This is a genomic window from Rhizobium sp. R86522, assembly GCF_042466255.1.
Taxonomy (GTDB): Bacteria; Pseudomonadota; Alphaproteobacteria; order Rhizobiales; family Rhizobiaceae; genus Allorhizobium.
On record NZ_JAXHBX010000001.1, the window covers coordinates 1,332,816 to 1,349,501 of the forward strand.

General features: G+C 63.0%; 14 protein-coding genes. 8 read left to right on the forward strand and 6 right to left on the reverse strand.

The features are described 5' to 3' along the window. Together SJY08_RS06330 and SJY08_RS06335 are read left to right on the forward strand one after the other, a co-directional pair. On the forward strand, positions 1-1,374 hold the full coding sequence (locus tag SJY08_RS06330) for an MlaD family protein (protein WP_377275047.1): 1,374 nt from the start codon (positions 1-3) through the stop codon (positions 1,372-1,374). Positions 1,375-1,400: 26 nt separating this feature from the next. Further along, positions 1,401-2,036, forward strand: coding sequence for an ABC-type transport auxiliary lipoprotein family protein (locus tag SJY08_RS06335; protein WP_377278497.1), 636 nt, complete (start codon positions 1,401-1,403; stop codon positions 2,034-2,036). Positions 2,037-2,149: 113 nt separating this feature from the next. On the opposite strand, the gene SJY08_RS06340 is transcribed toward SJY08_RS06335, so the two are convergent. Further along, a complete protein-coding gene (locus SJY08_RS06340) occupies positions 2,150-8,002 on the reverse strand; it encodes a hypothetical protein (RefSeq protein WP_377275048.1) in 5,853 nt (1,950 codons plus the stop codon). A gap of 473 nt (positions 8,003-8,475) precedes the next feature. On the opposite strand from SJY08_RS06340, the gene SJY08_RS06345 reads away from it, so the two are divergent. Further along, positions 8,476-8,850, forward strand: coding sequence for a hypothetical protein (locus SJY08_RS06345; RefSeq protein WP_054151011.1), 375 nt, complete (start codon positions 8,476-8,478; stop codon positions 8,848-8,850). A gap of 118 nt (positions 8,851-8,968) precedes the next feature. Then, entirely contained in the window at positions 8,969-9,289 is a 321-nt protein-coding gene (locus tag SJY08_RS06350) for a 2Fe-2S iron-sulfur cluster-binding protein (protein ID WP_054151010.1), read from the forward strand. Positions 9,290-9,581: 292 nt separating this feature from the next. Here SJY08_RS06350 and SJY08_RS06355 read toward each other — a convergent pair whose 3' ends face one another. Beyond that, a complete protein-coding gene (locus SJY08_RS06355; RefSeq protein WP_377275049.1) occupies positions 9,582-10,208 on the reverse strand; it encodes a DUF922 domain-containing Zn-dependent protease in 627 nt (208 codons plus the stop codon). A 178-nt stretch (positions 10,209-10,386) separates the two neighbouring features. Here SJY08_RS06355 and folP point away from each other — a divergent pair, with 178 nt between their 5' ends. Genes folP through folK form a run of 3 tightly spaced genes read left to right on the forward strand, consistent with a single transcriptional unit; the run spans position 10,387 to position 12,060 of the window. After that, complete coding sequence (folP, locus tag SJY08_RS06360) at positions 10,387-11,187, forward strand: dihydropteroate synthase (protein ID WP_377275050.1); 801 nt, start codon at positions 10,387-10,389, stop codon at positions 11,185-11,187. Continuing rightward, a complete protein-coding gene (gene folB / locus SJY08_RS06365; RefSeq protein WP_054151007.1) occupies positions 11,184-11,555 on the forward strand; it encodes a dihydroneopterin aldolase in 372 nt (123 codons plus the stop codon). Before folP ends, folB begins: the two co-directional genes overlap by 4 nt. Continuing rightward, positions 11,536-12,060 carry a 2-amino-4-hydroxy-6-hydroxymethyldihydropteridine diphosphokinase gene (gene folK / locus SJY08_RS06370; protein ID WP_377275051.1) on the forward strand — a complete coding sequence of 175 codons (525 nt, stop codon included), beginning with the start codon at positions 11,536-11,538 and terminating at the stop codon, positions 12,058-12,060. Before folB ends, folK begins: the two co-directional genes overlap by 20 nt. 27 nt (positions 12,061-12,087) lie before the next feature. On the opposite strand, the gene SJY08_RS06375 is transcribed toward folK, so the two are convergent. From SJY08_RS06375 to SJY08_RS06390, 4 genes are all read right to left on the reverse strand, one after another. After that, positions 12,088-12,630 (reverse strand): hypothetical protein, encoded by a 543-nt coding sequence (locus SJY08_RS06375; protein WP_377275052.1) that lies wholly within the window; start codon positions 12,628-12,630, stop codon positions 12,088-12,090. 141 nt (positions 12,631-12,771) lie between these two features. After that, entirely contained in the window at positions 12,772-13,872 is a 1,101-nt protein-coding gene (locus SJY08_RS06380) for a YcjF family protein (protein ID WP_377275053.1), read from the reverse strand. Then, complete coding sequence (locus SJY08_RS06385; protein WP_377275054.1) at positions 13,869-15,341, reverse strand: YcjX family protein; 1,473 nt, start codon at positions 15,339-15,341, stop codon at positions 13,869-13,871. The genes SJY08_RS06380 and SJY08_RS06385 overlap by 4 nt, the downstream gene beginning before the upstream one ends. 130 nt (positions 15,342-15,471) lie before the next feature. Continuing rightward, positions 15,472-15,966, reverse strand: coding sequence for a histidine phosphatase family protein (locus SJY08_RS06390; RefSeq protein ID WP_076397573.1), 495 nt, complete (start codon positions 15,964-15,966; stop codon positions 15,472-15,474). Between the two features lie 275 nt (positions 15,967-16,241). On the opposite strand from SJY08_RS06390, the gene dksA reads away from it, so the two are divergent. Beyond that, positions 16,242-16,661, forward strand: a complete 420-nt coding sequence (gene dksA, locus SJY08_RS06395) for an RNA polymerase-binding protein DksA (protein ID WP_006726101.1) — start codon at positions 16,242-16,244, stop codon at positions 16,659-16,661. The last annotated feature ends 25 nt before the right edge of the window (positions 16,662-16,686 follow it).

Genomic DNA, 16,686 nt, shown 5'->3' on the forward strand with positions numbered 1-16,686 from the left:
ATGGAAACCAAAGCCAATTACGCGATCGTCGGTTTTTTCACGATGCTGGTCATCGGGGCCGCCTTCGGGTTTGTCTATTGGATGGCGGAATATGGAAGGGGCGGAGAGATGGCGCCGCTTGCGATCCGCATCCCGGGCTCGGCCAACGGTCTGAGCATCGGCTCGCCCGTGCGCTTCAACGGCATCTCCGTCGGTTCGGTCCGCAATCTCTACATCGACAACGAGGACCCGAACTTCTCTGTCGCCTTCACGGAGGTGCGTGCTGATGCACCCGTGACGTCGGGCACGAAGGCTGTTTTGGAAATTCAGGGTCTGACCGGTGCGGCTTATGTCGAGCTTTCCGGCGGAGGTCCAGGTTCCGGTGACGCGATCCTGAAGCGGGCACTCGATACCGGGGAGCCGGCCATTCTGATCGCCGACCAGTCGAGCGTGACCAATCTGCTTTCGACGGCAGACCGCATCTTGCAGCGCGCTGACGGCGCTGTTGCCGAGCTGCAGGGGTTCATCGAGGATGCACGGGGACCGCTGACCAACACGGTGCGCAACGCGGAAACCTTTTCGAAATCGCTCGCAGACAATGCCCAGGGCATCGATGAATTCCTGAAGAGCGTCAGCGCCCTTTCCAATTCCGTCTCGGGCCTGTCCGGCCGCCTCGACTCGACATTGTCCGCCGCCGAAGATCTGTTCAGAGCACTCAACTCCGACAAAATCGATCAGATCCTGACCAATACCGAGGAGGCGACGGCAAGCTTCGCGCAGGCCTCTAAGAGCATCGGGCCTGCGATCGACAGCTTCCGCGAGACGGCCACCACCTTCCAGCGCTTTGGCAACAATGCCGATCAGACGCTTGAGAAGGTCTCCAGGCTGATCGATGCAGTGGACAGCCAGAAGATTGGCCGCGTGGTCGACGACGTCTCTGTCGCGACTGCCGATGCGCGTCAGGCCATTGCCGGCTTCCGGGATCTGTCGAACAGCATTACCGGCCGCAAGGACGATATCGACCGGGCGATCGACGACTTCACGCAGCTTGCGAACCGTCTGAACACCTCATCCCAGCAGGTCGACGGGATCCTTAGGAAGGTTGATGCGTTCCTTGGCTCGGGTGATGCAAATTCGCTCAGCGTGGAAGCCCGCAAGACGCTCGAGGCCATCCGCATGACGGCCGAGAACCTCAACGCCCAGATTGGACCGATTGCCGCCAACCTGCAGCGCTTCTCGGCGACGGGTCTGCGCGATATCCAGACGCTGGTGAACGATACCCGCAACACCGTTCGCGGCCTGAACGACGCGATCACCAATTTCGACCAGGATCCGCAGCGCCTGCTCTTCGGCGGCGACACGGTCAAGGAATTCGATGGACGGACACGCCGATGACGAGCAGCACCGAAAAGGACGACAGCATGGACGGGATCGGCGTGAAGGGGGTGGCGGGCGTGGCTCGGTTCCGGCGGCTTCTTCTGGCCTCGGTGCTCGTGCCTGGCCTCGGCCTTGGCCTTGCGGCCTGTGGCTCGAAAGCGAACAACGACACATTCGATCTGACCGCTTCCGTGAGCGAGGTGGCGACATCTGCCAGCGCCCGCAACAGGCAGCTTCTGGTGGCCGATCCGTCGGCGCTCAAGGCGCTCGACAGCGAGCAGATCCTGGTGCGCGTATCCGGCGCCGAGATTCGCTATCTGTCGCAGTCCCAGTGGAGCGATCGGCTCACGCGGGTCGTTCAGTCGAAACTCGTGGTCGCCTTCGAAAATTCCGGGCGCCTCGGTGGCGTTGGACGGCCGGGGCAGGGACTGGCGATCGACTTCCAGCTGATCACAGATGTGCGCGCCTTCGAAATTTCAGCCGAGGGAACAGATCGCGGGGTCGTCGAGATATCGGCCAAGCTGCTCAACGATCGCAATGGCACCGTCAAGGCGCAGCGGGTCTTCCGCGCCGAAGTGCCGTCCTCCGGCTCGGACAACGCAGCTTACGTGGCGGCACTCGACCGTGCTTTCGCCCGCGTCACGGCTGACATCGTGGCGTGGACGCTGCAATCGATCTGACCGGCGACAATTCCCATTCCGTCGAGCAAAAGAAAACCCCGGATCAAGCAATTTGATCCGGGGTTTTTCCGTCTGTGAAGAGCCGGATGACCGGCTCCTTTATTGGTTAGCTATCAGCTGAAACGGCCTGCCGCATGGGCGAGCATTGTGTAGACCTTGCCCGTGTCCGAGGTCAGGTAGGACTGGGTGATCGACTTGTCGCGGTCGGTGCGGGCAACGTCCGAAAGCAGTTTCTCGAAATCGGCGATGTAGCGATCCACGGCAACGCGGAATTCCGGCTCGCGGTCATACTTGCGCTTGATCTCGTCAAAGGTCTGCTGGCCCTTGAGCGTGTAGAGGCGACGGGTGAAGATGTCGCGCTCGCCGCGCTGGTAGCGGCGCCATAGGTCGACCGAGGCGTCGTGGTCGATGGCGCGGGCGATATCGACCGAGAGCGAGTTCAGCGATTCGACCATGTGACGCGGATTGCGGGTGTCACCCTGGCGGGCCGGCTGGCCTTCGGCCACCGGGCGCTGCGGTGCAGGGGCAGGGGCCGGGCGGGCCGGAGCCGTTTCCTGCGGCTCCTCGCGCGAGGCGCCTCGCAGCAGATCGCTGATCCAGCCACCGCCTTCGGCGCGCGTCGTGGCCGTGCTCTGCTGGCCGTAGGCTTCTGTTGCGCCGAGGCTGCCGCGAAGCCCGAGGGTTTCGGTCTGGCGCGCCGGCGGCTGTGGCTGCGGTGCGGCGGGTGCGGCGGCCGGCTGGCGGCGTACCGGTTCAGGCTGGGCTTCGGCCAGGCGGCGTGCAACCGGCTCGGAGATTTCCAGCGTCTGGCTGGTTCGGCCGACGAGTTGCGAGATGTCCTGCAGGGCTTTGATCTGCTCGGAGACGGCGCGGCGCATCTGGGCGGCGCTTTCCTTGGCTTCCTCGGGCAGGTCGAAGGCACCACGCTTCAGCTCGTTGCGGGTCAGGTCGAGTTCCTTGCGGATATCGACTGCCGAGCGGCGGATCTCGTCGGTGGCGCCGGTGAAGCGGGCAACAGCCTCGCTGACGGCTTCCTGCATGGCCTGACGCAGGGCAGCGGCTGCCCCTTCCGACTTCCGGCCGGCTTCGCCAAGCAGGTGGTCGATGTCGCTGAGCGAGACTGCCAGTCCGCCGCGCAGGCGGTTTGCCAGTTCGCCTGAACGCTTCTCGGCCTCGGTCAGCGTCTTGTCGATGGAAACCTGTGCTTCCTGTTCGGCTGACAGGAGGGCATTGCGCATGTTGGCGGCGGTGATCTGCGCCCTTTTCTCGGTCTCGCCGAGCATCTGTCCCACGTCGGAGAACGAGGCCTGGACGCTGTCACGCATGGAGGCAGCCGTCGACTGGGCGCGCTTTTCGGTCTCGCCGAGGATTTGGCCGATATCGGAGAAGGAGGCCTGGACGCTCTGGCGCAGGTTGCCGGCCATCTGGCCGGAGCGCTGCTCGGCGCGATCGAAGGCGGTCTCGACCATCTTGCCGAGGGTCTGCATCGTCGTTTCGATCTCTTCCGAGCGCTTGACGAGGCCGATGGAGAGATCGCGGAGAGCCTGCTGGCGTTCCTCAAGCGTGCCCACGAGGTTGGACTGGGCGGCCGACAGAAGCTCGGAGGCCTTGCCCAGCACCTGGGTGTGGTCGCCGAAGCGGCTGACGATCGACGATACCTGCTGTAGCGTCTCGCCGGAGACGGCGGTGAGGCGGCCGAGCTTGTCGTCGAGCAGGCGGTTCGAGGTCGACAGCATGTCGGTTGCCTGGTTCGCCGTTTCGCTGAAACGGTTTGCCGTTGCGCCGAGGCGGCTGTCGAGCGAGCCGATGCTCTGCACCGCCTGATCGATCATCGTGGACAGGCCGACATTGCTATCGCCGAGGCGCTCGATGAGCTGCGAGGCACTGGCAACCAGGTTCTGCTCGGCGGTGCCGAGGGTTGCAACAGCGCGGTCGGTGCGCTGGCTGATCGCGTCGACGAGGGCTGCGTTTTCGGCGCGCAGGCGCTCTGCGCTCTGTTCTGCTGCGGCGGCAATCTGCTCGGCGGCTGCACGGCCGGTCTCGGCATAGGAGGCGACCACGGGGGCTGCCTTCTCGTCGATGAGGCGCGACAGTTCGGCCGAGCGCGTCGAAAGCATGGAGTTCAGCTCGCGGGTCCGGTCGTCGAGCACCGAGCGGATCGAATTGCCGCGGGCTTCCAGTGCCTTTTCCACCGCATTCATGGTGGTGGCGAATTCCTGCGTGTTGCCGGAGATCGCGTCGCGGATGGAGTTGCCGCGAGCCTCAAGTGCCTGCTCTGCCGCATTCATGGCAGCAGCGAGTTCCTGAGTGTTGCCGGAGATCGCGTCTCGGATTGCGGCGGCGCGCTGTTCCAGCGTGGTGCTCACTTCGCCGACAGTCCCCGAAAGGTTGGCAACCTGGGCGCTGACCAGGGCTTCTGCCTGGTTCACCTTGTTGCTGATGACATCGCCGGCCTGCGAGAAGGTTTCGGCGATCGTCGCGGCCTGTCCGGCGAGGCGGTTCTGTGTGTCGGTGATGCGCCGCGCGAGGTCCTCCGAGCGCTCCTCGACCGTGCGGTTGAGTTCGGCGCTGCGTTCGCCAATCTGCTCGGCAAACTGCGAGGTGGTGGTTGCGAGGCGATCGACCGAGCGCTGAGCCTCGGCATCGAGGTCGCGGGCAGCGTCGGTGACGGCGCTGCGCAGTGCGGTTGCAAGACCGGCTGCCTTGCCTTCGATGGTGCGATTGACGTTTTCGAGGCCGATATTGAGGGCACGGTCCATGGTCGCCAGACGCTCTTCGATGACCGGCGTGCGGGTGTCGAAGGTTTCGGCGACGCGGGTGGTGCCTTCATCGAGGACCTGGGCGACGCGCATGCTGGCTTCTGCGCCGACACGTTCGATCGTCGCGACCTTGTCGTCGAGGCGTGAAGCGAACTTTTCGCCGGCATCGTTGACGCGGGCGTCGACACCATCGAGGCCATTGCGCAGACGGTCTTCCAGCGTCCCGAGGCTCTGCTCGATGCGGGTGCTGGTTTCGTCAAGGCGGCTGGTCATGCCGGATACGGATTGTTCGACCGTGCCCGAGAAGCCCTGCGCCGAGCGCGTGATGTCGTCGGCGGCGTCGCGGATCTGCTCGGTCAAGGCGCCGGCCGTGCCACGCAGGCGCTCGTCCAGCGCACGGCTCGATTCGTCGATCGCCTTGCGCAGGCTTTCCTCGTGATCCTCAAGGCTCATTTCGAGCATGCCAGCGCTTGCTGCAACGGAGGCACCGATCGAGGTCGCATGTTCGCCGAGGCTCAAATCTAGCGCATCGCGCGCGTCGCCGATGGCCGCCGTGATCGCCTGTGTCCGGTCGTCGAGCGTGGCGCGGATCCGGTCATGCGTGTTGACGAGACGGTCGTCGATCGCGTTGACGCCCTGGTCGATCGTCTGCGCGATCCGGTCGGTGTTCTCGCCGAGCGTGGTTGCCAGCGCGCCGGTCGCGGCATCGAGGCTGGAGCGCAGATAGGCGCCGGTCTCGGCAATGCGGCCGTCGATGTCGTTGACGCCGGACTTCAGCGTTTCGGCGATCTGGCTCGCATTGTCGGCAACGGTATTCGAAATCGTGCTCGAGGCGGTCGTGAGCAGGGTATCCAGCTGCTGCTGGCTCGCACCCAGTCTGGTTTCGAGCTCGGAGATGCCGTTGGTGACGGTTTCCGCGATCTGGCCCGAGGCTTGGCCAAGGCTACGCTCGATGTCGCCGGTGGCGTCTTCCAGCGTAGAGGTGAGGTAGGAGGTATGGCTGGCAAGCGAAAGTTCCAACCGCTCCTGGTTTTCGCCATAGGCATTGCGGATAGTCTCTGCCTTTTCGCTGAAGGCTGCGTCGATGCGACGGTCGGCATCGGCGACCGTCTCGATGATCGCGGAGGCGCGCTGGGTCAGTGTCTCGTCGATCCGGCGCTGGCTGTCGTTGAGTGTCTCGGAGAGATCCTGGGTGCGGGCGGTCAGCGTCAGGTCGAGTTCGAGGCTCTTGGTGTTGAGAGCATCGATCAACTGCTCGCTCTGACCTTCGACCAGGCTCGCGATGCCGCGCGCCTTGGTGTCGAGGGTTTCGGCGAAACGGTCCTGGTTGGTTTCAAGCGCGTTGACGATGTGCTCGGCTCGGGTCGAGAGGGTCTGCTCGAAGCGCGACTGGTTGTCGGTCAGCGCATTGTAGAGCGAGCCACTGCGCTCTTCCATCACCTGGTCGATCCGCTTCTGGGCGTTTTCCAGGCTTTCGGTGAGTGCCGCCGCGCGTGCCGACATCGCTTCCGCGATTTCCTGAGCGCGGTCGGACATGGAGCTATCAAGCATTTCCTGGCTGGTGCTCAGGGTCATTGCAAGCGCAAGCGACTGATCGGTCAGCGTTCCGCCGAGACGCTCGATGCTTGAACTCAGGATGCCACTGATAGAATCCGTTCCGCCGTTCACCGTTTCGTTGATGCGGGCGAGGCTTTCCATCAGCTTGGAATCGAGCGAGCCCGAGCGCTGGTCGAAGGCGCTGGCGAACTCCGCGACCCGCTGGTCGAAGGTTGCGTTGATCTGGCCGATGGTGGTCTGGAAGCGATCCTCGAACAGGCCCGAACGCAGGTCGAGGTCGACGATGGCATCGTCGGCGCTGGCCTGAAGGCTCTGGCGGAAGCTGCGGCCACGCTCGTCGAGCGAGCTGTTGAGGCGTCCCAGCACGTCGTCGAGCGATGAGGTGATCGCGCTTTCGCTGCCCTTCAGGGTCTCGGCGATGTCACGGGTACGCTCGACCAGCGTTTCGTTCAGCTGGCGGGCACGCTCGTTGAGGGCCGCGTTCAGCTTCTCCGTGTTGGCGTCAAGCGTTGAAGCTCGGGTCGCGAATTCACCGAGAAGTTCGCGACCGCGTTCGCTGAGCGTTGACGTCAGCGACTTGAGCTGGGTGTCGAACTCGCTGGACAGAGACATGCCGGACGCGGCCAGCGTCTGGACCATGTTTTCCGTCTTGTGCGCGAGCAGGGAGCCGAGTGCGGTTACGGCCGCATCGGACTTTTCCATGATCGTTGCCGCGCGCATGTCGATCATCGAGGCGAAGGCCTCGCCCGACGTCTGCAGGCGGACGGAAATCTCTTCGGTCGCCAGCGACAGCTCTTCCTTGAGCTGCTCATGGGCGCCGACGATGGAGGAACGGATGCGCTCGGCGTGGTTGACGATCGCGTCGCGCTCGGCGCCGAGTTCGTGGACCAGGCCGCGGACGCGCAGTTCGTTATCGGTGTAGCTGCGTTCGAGCGCCGTTACCTCGGAATGAACGAGCGTTTCAAGCTCCGTTGCGCGCGCAATGGTGCGTTCGATGCCTTCGTTCATCGCCGAGACTTCGCGGCGCACCGCCTGGCCGACGGTCATGATGCGTTCGGAGGCGATCGTTTCGGGTTCGGCCAGACGAAGCGCCACTTCCGCCATCGAGCGGGCGGCATTGCGCAGGTCATGGGCGCGGGCCATCATGATGGCGAAGGCGAAGAACAGCATGATCGGCAGGAAGGTGCCGACGACGATGGCGACCACGCCCGGCATGGCGACGATGTCGGCAATCGATCCAGCCTGCCAGATCGCGCCACCGTAGAGCAGTTGGGTCAGGCCGAGGGCGCCGAGGACCCAGAGTGCCGAAACGACAGCAGCATTGCGCAGTGCAGAGGTCAGCGACGCGCCGTCCAGAGACTTCAGTATGGCGGAGGGTGTGCGCCGAGAGCCGTCATTGGCTGGAGCGAAGGCTGGCGCCTTGGGGGCAGGTTCGGGATTGAGTTCACCGGCGCGGGCGGAGCGCCGCTCGATCGTCTTCTTCGCGGCGGAACGCGGGATACTATCGGACACATTTGCCTCCGGGGCGCGTGCTTGAGACCGTGCCTTGGGGGGCGCGGCGGCTTCCTCACCGTCGAAATCGATGCTCAGGGCCGCCTCGAGTGCCTGGAACGCGTTCTCGTCAATCGAGTCGGTCTTCTTGTTCGCCATAGGGTTACGCCTCGTTACCGCTTACTCTCGGGAGGACGGACTGAAGCGGCGATGCCGCTCATCGCCATGCCGTATCCGGACCTCACCGTTTACCTGAAACCCCGCCTGCCGCCACGCCAGACGAAATCCCTTCTTTTCACAGTGCGGCCACTGACAGCCGGCGTTCCCGCCGGAAGTTCTAGCACCGACTGGCTTGCAGGCAAAGTTCACGCAACTTTGCCCAATCAACCGTATCGTACTGACACATTTGGTCATCCGTTACAATTAATGCGCTTTCGCGGTGCCTGGTCCCGCAGCTCTTGTTAACAGTATTTCAATCAAGGTTGCGGCTGAAAAGCCAGTCTGCGTCGGGGTTTAATTTGCATTAACCATACCTCAAGCTTTTTGCCGCCATCCCCGGCATTTTTAACGGCATGCCCATGTGGTGGCCGCAAACTGGCGGCAGCAAATAACAAGAAATCAGGATCAAGGGCATGGCAGCAGCAGTCAATATCGCATTCGAGGCTCCGGACAACCTGCATGGCCTCACCCCTGCGCAACAGCGTCCGATCGACCTCGTGCATCTGGCGACGCAGACGAAGGGCGACAAGGCCGTCGAGAGCGAGATCCTGCAGATCTTCGCGCGTCAGGCCCGCGGTTGCCTGGTGGCGCTCTCCAGTGGTCGCAGCAAGGTCGAGGTCAAGGCTGCCGCCAATCGCCTTCGCAATGCCGCGATGGCCGTTGGCGCCCTGCGTGTCGCGACGGCTGCAGATCTGATCGAAACCAGGGGTGCCGATGCGGATGCGCTTGCGTCCGTTGCGGCTGCCGTGCTCGAAGCCGAGCACTTCATCCTGAAGTTGGCCCGCTGAGCCGCACACCATCGCGACGCGAAGCGATCCCTTGATCGCTTCGCCGTGAGTTGACTGACTTTCCGATTTGGGAGATGACTTCGCCGGTTTTCACAAGGCGAAGTCTGGACAGGAACTCATGGCAAACATCAGCATCATCGCATTTGACGGCACACGTTTTGACATCGCGGCAGCCGACGGCTCCACGGTCATGGAAAACGCCGTCCGCAACTCGGTCCCCGGGATCGATGCCGAATGTGGCGGTGCCTGCGCCTGTGCCACCTGTCATGTCTATGTCGATGATTCCTGGTCAGAAAAGGTCGGCCAGCCGTCGGCCATGGAAGAGGACATGCTGGATTTCGCCGTCGACGTGCGCCCAACTTCGCGACTTTCCTGTCAGATCAAGGTGACGGCGGCCCTGGAGGGGCTCGTCGTTCACGTGCCCGAGCGCCAGGGCTGAGCACTACTGTCAGCGCTACCCGCCCAAAAAAGCCCCGCTTTCGTTTTCACGAAAGCGGGGCAAGGGGGCGCATCGCCAACCAGGCGAGGGAGGAAGCACCTGTGGCACCAGGACGCGCCGGGAGAACGGGGAAATCGCTTACGCTCATGCAACGTATTCGATGACACTTATATTTCAGATTTGTATCAAGGGCCACGCCGAGAAATAGCCGGTTATTCACAGGCCATGTCGCAAGCTTCGTGCAAGCCGAAGCCTTGCAGCAACACTTCCCCTTGGAAGTCAGGGGTGATTTCTACTGATTTTCCTGGCTTTCGCGACGGTAGCGCAGGATCCGCAGCATGCGATCCTGGAAATTCTTCGCTTCAACACGATCGAATTGCATCTGTGCTGCGTCATGGGATGCAGTCACGTCGTCGGTGACGACAGCGACCCGATCCTGCAGGATCTCGCAATTGCGTTCCGGTCGCAGCTTCATCAGCCTCTGTTCGAGCAGCTTTGCATGCTGGCGCGCGATTTCGGCATGACGCTCCTCGTGCCGCTTGATGTCGGCCGACAGTGCGTCCCACAACAACGCCATCTCGGTGGATGCGCGTTTGCGGTTCTTCCAGCGCGGCAGGATGAGCTTTGTTTCGACAGTGACGCGCACATCATCGATTGCGCAACGGGTTCCGCGTCGTGTGTAGGTGAGGTCGCCGCCGAAGCGTATCTGGGTGGCGCCGGGGTGGCGACTTCCGCTCGCCTGGGTGAAGGGCCCTTTGCGCGACAGTTCCGCATCGAGTTCGGCTGCCGTGCGGCCGCCGATCTGAAAGTAGGTAATGGACTTCTGGACGACGACGTCCGCGCTGGCCGAAAGCGGCAGGGATATGCCGGTCAGGACTGCCATGATCACGGCGGCCCGAAGACGGCGGGAGTGCTTCATTCTTTTTTCCGCAATGTTGTATTCGCCGCGCCCTTGGGGCATAGCCAACCCGGTCTGCACTATCGCAGCTTCATGCTTTTCCGTCGAGGGGTTCGAAGGTCGGGTGGCCATAGTTGAGCATACAATTTGGCGCGTAGGGCACGGTCGCACACTCGACCTCGCCGAGCGTGGCGTGATCATGGCCATCGTCAATGTGACGCCGGATTCCTTTTCCGACGGCGGTCTGCACAATACCGTCGATGCGGCCGTGCGGCACGCGCTGGCGTGTGTCGATCAAGGTGCCGTGATCCTCGACATCGGAGGTGAATCGACGCGCCCGGGTGCGGCCGAAGTCAGCGTCGAAGAGGAGATCGCCCGGGTCGTTCCGGTGATCGCAGCGCTCCGCGATCAGACCGACGCGCTCATTTCCATCGATACCTATCGAGCGGCCACCGCAAAAGCGGCCGTCGAGGCCGGCGCGCATATCATCAACGACGTGCATGGCCTGCAGCGGGAAGCCGAGATTGCGAAGGTCGCGGCAGAACATGGCTCCGGGCTTTGCATCATGCATACCGGCCGCGGCCGCGAGAAACTGGCCGATCCGATTGCCGATCAGCGGCACTTTCTCAAGCACTCTCTTGGGATTGCCGCGCAGGCCGGTGTTGCGTTGGAAACAATCGTGCTCGATCCGGGTTTTGGTTTCGCCAAGGAAAGCCCGGAGGAGAACATGGAGCTCATCGCCCGCTTCGAGGAACTGCACGACTTCGGTCTGCCACTCCTGGCCGGCACGTCGCGCAAACGCTTTCTCGGCGCGCTGACCGGCCGGGAAGCCGCCGACCGGGATGTGGCAACTGCGGCGACGACTGTTGCGCTGCGCTTGAAGGGCGCCTCCGTTTTCCGGGTGCACAATGTCGCGATCAACCGGGATGCCCTGATCATGGCCGATGCTATGCTCGCAACCGAGCGGCGGATTGCTGCGAGGAAGGATAAGACTGCATGAGCGGTGTTTTCACCATCACCCTGAAGAATTGCGCTTTCTTCGCCCATCACGGCGTTTTCCCGGAGGAGGGGGTGCTTGGACAGCGTTTCTTCGTCGATGCGGAGTTCGACGTGGACGCGATTGCTGCCGCAGAGACCGATACGCTCGATGGGACGGTGCATTACGGCATTGCCTTCGAGGTGATCCGCGACATCGTCACCGGCAGCCGCCGGCAGTTGATCGAGGCGCTGGCGCTGGCCATTGCGCGCGGACTGCTCGACCGTTTCCCCGAAATGCTGCGCTGCAGGATCACGGTGCGCAAGCCGAGCGCGCCGATCGCCGGCATCCTCGACCATGTGCAGGTGAGCGTTGAACAAGTCAGAAGTTAAGCGCTGGCAGGCCGCCACACTGGGTCTCGGTGGCAATGTCGGCGATCCCGTCACGGCGATGGCCGAAGCGCTGCGCCGGCTCGACCAGCGGTCCGATTGCCGCGTGATCTCCGTGTCGAGGCTCTATCGCACGCCTCCCTGGGGCAAGACGGATCAGGCCGATTTCTACAATGCCTGTGCAGCGGTCGAGACGCTTCTCGAGCCGCAGGAACTGCTCGCCGCCTGTCTTGAGATCGAGCGGACAATGAAACGCGTGCGCGTCGAGCGCTGGGGGCCGCGGACCATCGATATCGACATTCTGACCTTTGCTGGGCGCATGATCGATGCCGAGCATCTGAAGATCCCGCATCCGCGCATGACAGAGCGCGCTTTCGTGCTGATGCCGCTCGCCGACATCGATCCGCAGCTTCCTGTCAAGGATCGGGTGGTCGCTGACTGGCTCGCGGATGTCGATCGGACGGGTATTGCCGTTGCAAACGAAAACCGCGCCTGGTGGCGCGGTTGAACTTCTAGCCGAAGGTTAACAGGCGGATCAGTCGTTCTCGGCCATGGCGGTTGCTTGGCGGTTCAGCTTGAGGCCGATGACAGGGATCATCCGGTCTTCTACCTTCACTGAAATGGTGATGTTCATTGAATCGCCCTCTTCCAGGCGCGCGACCATGGCACCGTTCAGCTTGGCGCGATTGATGCCCATGACAGCGCGGTTGCCGGTGACCTGGCCCGATACGATGTCGAGGCCCTTGCCGTCTGCGCCGTCCAGGAACTGGCCCTTATAGCTGCCGCCGGCCTGAGAAATGACGGCCGACATCGGCTGGCTGAACATGCCGACGCGGCAGGTGCCGTCCAGCTTCAGCCCGGTTTCCTTGCCCTCGGCCGGCAGGCCGATGAGATTGCAGGTGAACTTGGTGCCCTTGTATTTGCCGGCAACGATCTCGCCCGGGCCCTTCCAGGATCCGGCGACGGATTCGAAGAAGCGCTTGTCGCGCGAAGCAGCATCAGCGACCGTGACCGGCACGAGTGCGGCAACGGCAAGGATGGCGGCGCAACGGCCGAATGTCGAGGAGCGAGAGAACATCGATTTGCCTTGGTACGAGAAACCAGAAACCCCGCGAAGACCCTAGCGGAAAAATGGTTAATGCATCCTTGCCAATACCCTCAAATCGGGTGCTCGACAATCGGCAAAACACACTGGTTTCCCGGGTGTGGCCCGTCTGCCTCACCCGGCCCTGGTTTCATCCTTGCCCGTCATCGACGGCGTCAGGTCACCGATGAAGTCGCCGATGCCGGGGCGTTTGGCTGCGCGAAACGGCAAGGGCCGGCAGAGATCCATGGCGGCGATGCCGATCCTTGCCGTCATCAGGCCGTTGATAACCCCTTCACCGAGGCGGGTCGACAGCCGCGCCGCGAGGCCATGGCCCAGCACCTGCTGGGCAAGGCCATCGCCTATGGCGATGGAGCCGGTGACCGCGAGGTGGGCAAAGACGTCGCGGAGCAGCCGCAGCATGCCCAGCGAGCCGGGGCGTCCGCCATAGAGATCCGCCATGCTGCGGACGAGGCGAACCACTTCGAAGAGAACATAGGCGAGGTCGACCACCGCGCGAGGGCTGACGGCCGTGACGACCGAAACCCGCTTGGCCGAATTCAGGATGAGAGCCCGCGCCTTGATATCGAGGGGTGACAGCAGTTCCCGTTCGGCAAGTTCGATCAGCTGCGGTGCATCGATGATGTCGTCCTCGACGGCGGCGAGCGTCTTCTGACCGCGTGCGGTCTCGGCGCGATGTGCGACGAGTGCGGTCAATTTCTTCACCACCGTGGCTGCCTGCTTGCGCTTGCCGCTCTCGGCTGCTGCTTCCGCCTCAACCTTGAGGTCTTGCACAGTATCGAGGCGCCAGAGCCCGACCAATTCGCGTCCGACGGCGACAATCAAGGCCAGAAGCCCGATGGCCAGTGCGCCTATCGCGAGGTAGCCGAGCCAGTCTGCCCGGGCGAAGAGATCCGAGATCAGGCGGTCAACCCAAAGGCCGAAGGCGAGCGACAGGAGGAGCCCGAAGGCTCCGGTCGCAAGCTTGGCGAAGGAGAAACGTTTGCGGCGCGGTGCAGCGACGGGCACTTCGGGCAGGGTCTCGGTTGCGGCGATGAAGGGGTCCTGGTCGTCAGGCACGATGACAACGTCGCCGGCAAAGCTGCGCGGCGTACGATTTTCGGCCGTGCGGGTGCGTGGTGCCTCGGGCTCGACAGTGAAGGACGCCGGCCGCCTCTGGGGGGCAGAGTGGGATGACGAAGACGGGCCGGTCGGAGGTACGGTCGGTTTCTTCATGCGAGACGGTCTCCGAGCAGGAATTGCAGCGCCCGGTCGAGGCGGATATGCGGCACGGACAAGGTGATACCCTGCTTCTCATCGAGTTCGGGCGGCCTGAAACGCACGATGCTGAGATCGGGCAGGGCGGCGGAGGCGTCGTTTTCATCGACCGAGCGGAAGTAGGCTTCCGGATCACGCGGCAGATCGCCGGGAAACACTGCCGTCTTGCGTTTGCCGTCGAAGAGTTCGTCGCCGATGCGCTCGCCGGCCATGGGGGTGCCCACGATAACAGGGAGGTCGTGGCCGTCCTGCTTCACATTCGCTTCACGGGTCGCTCGCACGGAGGCCAGCGCCATGACCTCGATGCCGGCGCCGCTCATGCCGATCGTCTTGATGGCGCGGTTGACAAGGCGTCTCGTCAAAACCTCAAGACGGTCATGGCTTTCATGGTGCAGGTGGTCCGCCTTGGTGGCGGCAACCAGCACCCGGTCGATCCGGCGGCGTACGAGGGCCGTCAACATATTGTTCGATCCGGCCCGGAAGCAGGCGAGCACGTCGCCGAGCGCCCGTTCGAGATCCTGGACCGCTTCGGGGCCGCGGTTGATCGCCTGGAGGGCATCGACCAGCACGATCTGGCGGTCGAGCCGGGCGAAGTGCTCGCGGAAAAAGGGTTTAACCACGACGGTCTTGTAGGCCTCGAAGCGGCGCTCCATCATCGCCCGCAGCGAACCCTTCGGCGCTCGGCCTTCCGGCAAAACGGGGAGCGGGGCAAAGGTCAGGGCCGGCGAGCCGTCGAGGTCGCCCGGCATCAGGAAGCGCCCCGGCGGAAGCGTCGAAAGGGAGCGCTCATCCGACTTGCAGAGCCGCAGATAGGTGGTGAAGGCTTCGGCCAGCCGTTTTGCCGTAATCTCGTCTGCCGGCCCATCGGGATCCACCGCAGCTGCGAGCGCCAGCCATTCCTGCGCCAGTTCCGCGCGAACGCCGGAGGCGGCGAGGCTCACCGTGTTTTCGGAGAATGTCCTGTAGTCCTGCCCCAGCAAGGGAAGGTCGAGAAGCCATTCACCGGGATAGTCGACGATGTCGATCGACAGCTTTCCCGAAGACAGCATCCGGTTCCAGGTGCTGGCGCTCTTGTATTCGATCGTCAGGCGCAATTCCGAGATCGCACGGGTCGAGTCCGGCCACACCCGCTCCTCCACCAGTGCGCGGATGTGATCTTCGTATTGGAAGCGCGGCACGGCGTCATCGGGTTGCTCCTGAAGTGCAGCACCGATCATGCGCCCGGAACGGAGCGGCTCGAACAACGGCAAGCGACCGCCATGCAGGAGATTGTGAACCAGCGACGAGATGAAGACCGTCTTGCCCGCCCGCGACAGTCCGGTCACGCCGAGCCGGATGGTCGGATTGACCAGGTGGGCAGCGCGGTCGGCGAGATTGTCGAATGCGATCGCGGCTTCGTCGGTCAGGCTGGTGAGGGAAGGGGGCAAGGCATCGTCCTGCAGAGACTGTGGCGGGTATGGCTTGTCGGCGGCACGCGGCCGTCAACGCCATTTCACTACATATAGGCGGGGCGTGCAGCGCAAAAAAGAGGCGACCTACGCGTCGCGGCTGATCTGGTCAGCCGACGAGAAAGTCCCGAAGCGCATAGGCTTCCTCGCTGATGGCGTCGATCACCGCGAGGCCAGAGGTCGGATAGCCCTCTGGCACGGTGCGGGCCATGACGTCGTTTCCGCACAGACGTGCAAAGACTTCCTCAATGGCCGGGTTGTGGCCGACGAGCATCAGGGCCTCGACGCCACGGATCGAGCTGACGATTTCGAGATAGGCCTCGGCGGGTGCATTGTAGAGCGCGTCTACATGGCGAAACTCGACGAGGCCGGAGAAGACGCGGTTGATCGCCTCTGCCGTCTGTCGGCAACGCTTGGCGGTCGAACATATCACCAGATCTGGGCGATAGCCCCTGTCGGCTGCTGTTTCTGCCAGGATCTCCGCTTCGGCGAAGCCGGCATCCGAAAGGCTGCGGTCGAAATCGCGACCGCCGGGCTCGGCCCAGCCGGATTTCGCGTGACGCAGCAGATAGATGCGCTGGGGAAGCTGAATGGAGGGCGTCATCCTTGAGGTATCCACATGCGATGGAGCTTGAGAATTGACCTACCGGTTCTTGTGCCTTGCCGTCAACCATGCCGCATTGAAGCCAGTATCAGCCTATCGCGGTGGAAGGGTATGTATCGGCCGTCTGGATGCAAGCAATTTATGCTTAAAAAATAGAAGTTTAGATGAAAAATGTAACAGATTTAAAAATGGCTTTGAAACAGTCAGAAGGCTTGAACCGGTTGCCTTGAAAGGATATACACCCGCCCATTGAGATGTTCTTCAGGAGAATCGCGTTGAGTGAGAAGATCAATCTTAGCAATTATGTGCTCTCGGAGGACGAAGAGTTCATGAACGCCAATCAGCGGGCCTATTTCAGGGCAAAGCTGATCGCCTGGAAAAACGACATCCTGCGCGAAGCGCGTGAGACGCTCGACCATCTGGCTGAAGAGAGCGCCAATCATCCTGATCTTGCAGACCGGGCTTCCTCGGAAACCGACAGAGCCATCGAGCTTCGAGCCCGTGATCGGCAGCGCAAGCTGATTTCCAAGATCGACGCGGCACTGCAGCGGATCGATGACGGGACTTACGGCTATTGCGAAGAGACCGGTGAGCCGATCGGTCTGAAGCGTCTGGATGCCCGCCCGATTGCGACGCTGTCGATCGAGGCACAGGAACGGCACGAGCGCCGCGAAAAGGTCTATCGCGACGAGTGAGGTCGAAGCCTCAGGTAAATCTTCC

What these genes read in the sequence shown, in the direction of transcription:
- SJY08_RS06390 (WP_076397573.1), bottom strand. Translation starts at nt 15,966, where the DNA reads ATGACGCCCTCCATTCAGCTTCCCCAGCGCATCTATCTGCTGCGTCAC.
- SJY08_RS06380 (WP_377275053.1), bottom strand. Translation starts at nt 13,872, where the DNA reads ATGAAGAAACCGACCGTACCTCCGACCGGCCCGTCTTCGTCATCCCAC.
- SJY08_RS06330 (WP_377275047.1), top strand. Translation starts at nt 1, where the DNA reads ATGGAAACCAAAGCCAATTACGCGATCGTCGGTTTTTTCACGATGCTG.
- folB (WP_054151007.1), top strand. Translation starts at nt 11,184, where the DNA reads ATGAGCGGTGTTTTCACCATCACCCTGAAGAATTGCGCTTTCTTCGCC.
- SJY08_RS06345 (WP_054151011.1), top strand. Translation starts at nt 8,476, where the DNA reads ATGGCAGCAGCAGTCAATATCGCATTCGAGGCTCCGGACAACCTGCAT.
- folP (WP_377275050.1), top strand. Translation starts at nt 10,387, where the DNA reads ATGGCCATCGTCAATGTGACGCCGGATTCCTTTTCCGACGGCGGTCTG.
- SJY08_RS06355 (WP_377275049.1), bottom strand. Translation starts at nt 10,208, where the DNA reads ATGAAGCACTCCCGCCGTCTTCGGGCCGCCGTGATCATGGCAGTCCTG.
- SJY08_RS06335 (WP_377278497.1), top strand. Translation starts at nt 1,401, where the DNA reads ATGGACGGGATCGGCGTGAAGGGGGTGGCGGGCGTGGCTCGGTTCCGG.
- SJY08_RS06375 (WP_377275052.1), bottom strand. Translation starts at nt 12,630, where the DNA reads ATGTTCTCTCGCTCCTCGACATTCGGCCGTTGCGCCGCCATCCTTGCC.
- SJY08_RS06340 (WP_377275048.1), bottom strand. Translation starts at nt 8,002, where the DNA reads ATGGCGAACAAGAAGACCGACTCGATTGACGAGAACGCGTTCCAGGCA.
- SJY08_RS06350 (WP_054151010.1), top strand. Translation starts at nt 8,969, where the DNA reads ATGGCAAACATCAGCATCATCGCATTTGACGGCACACGTTTTGACATC.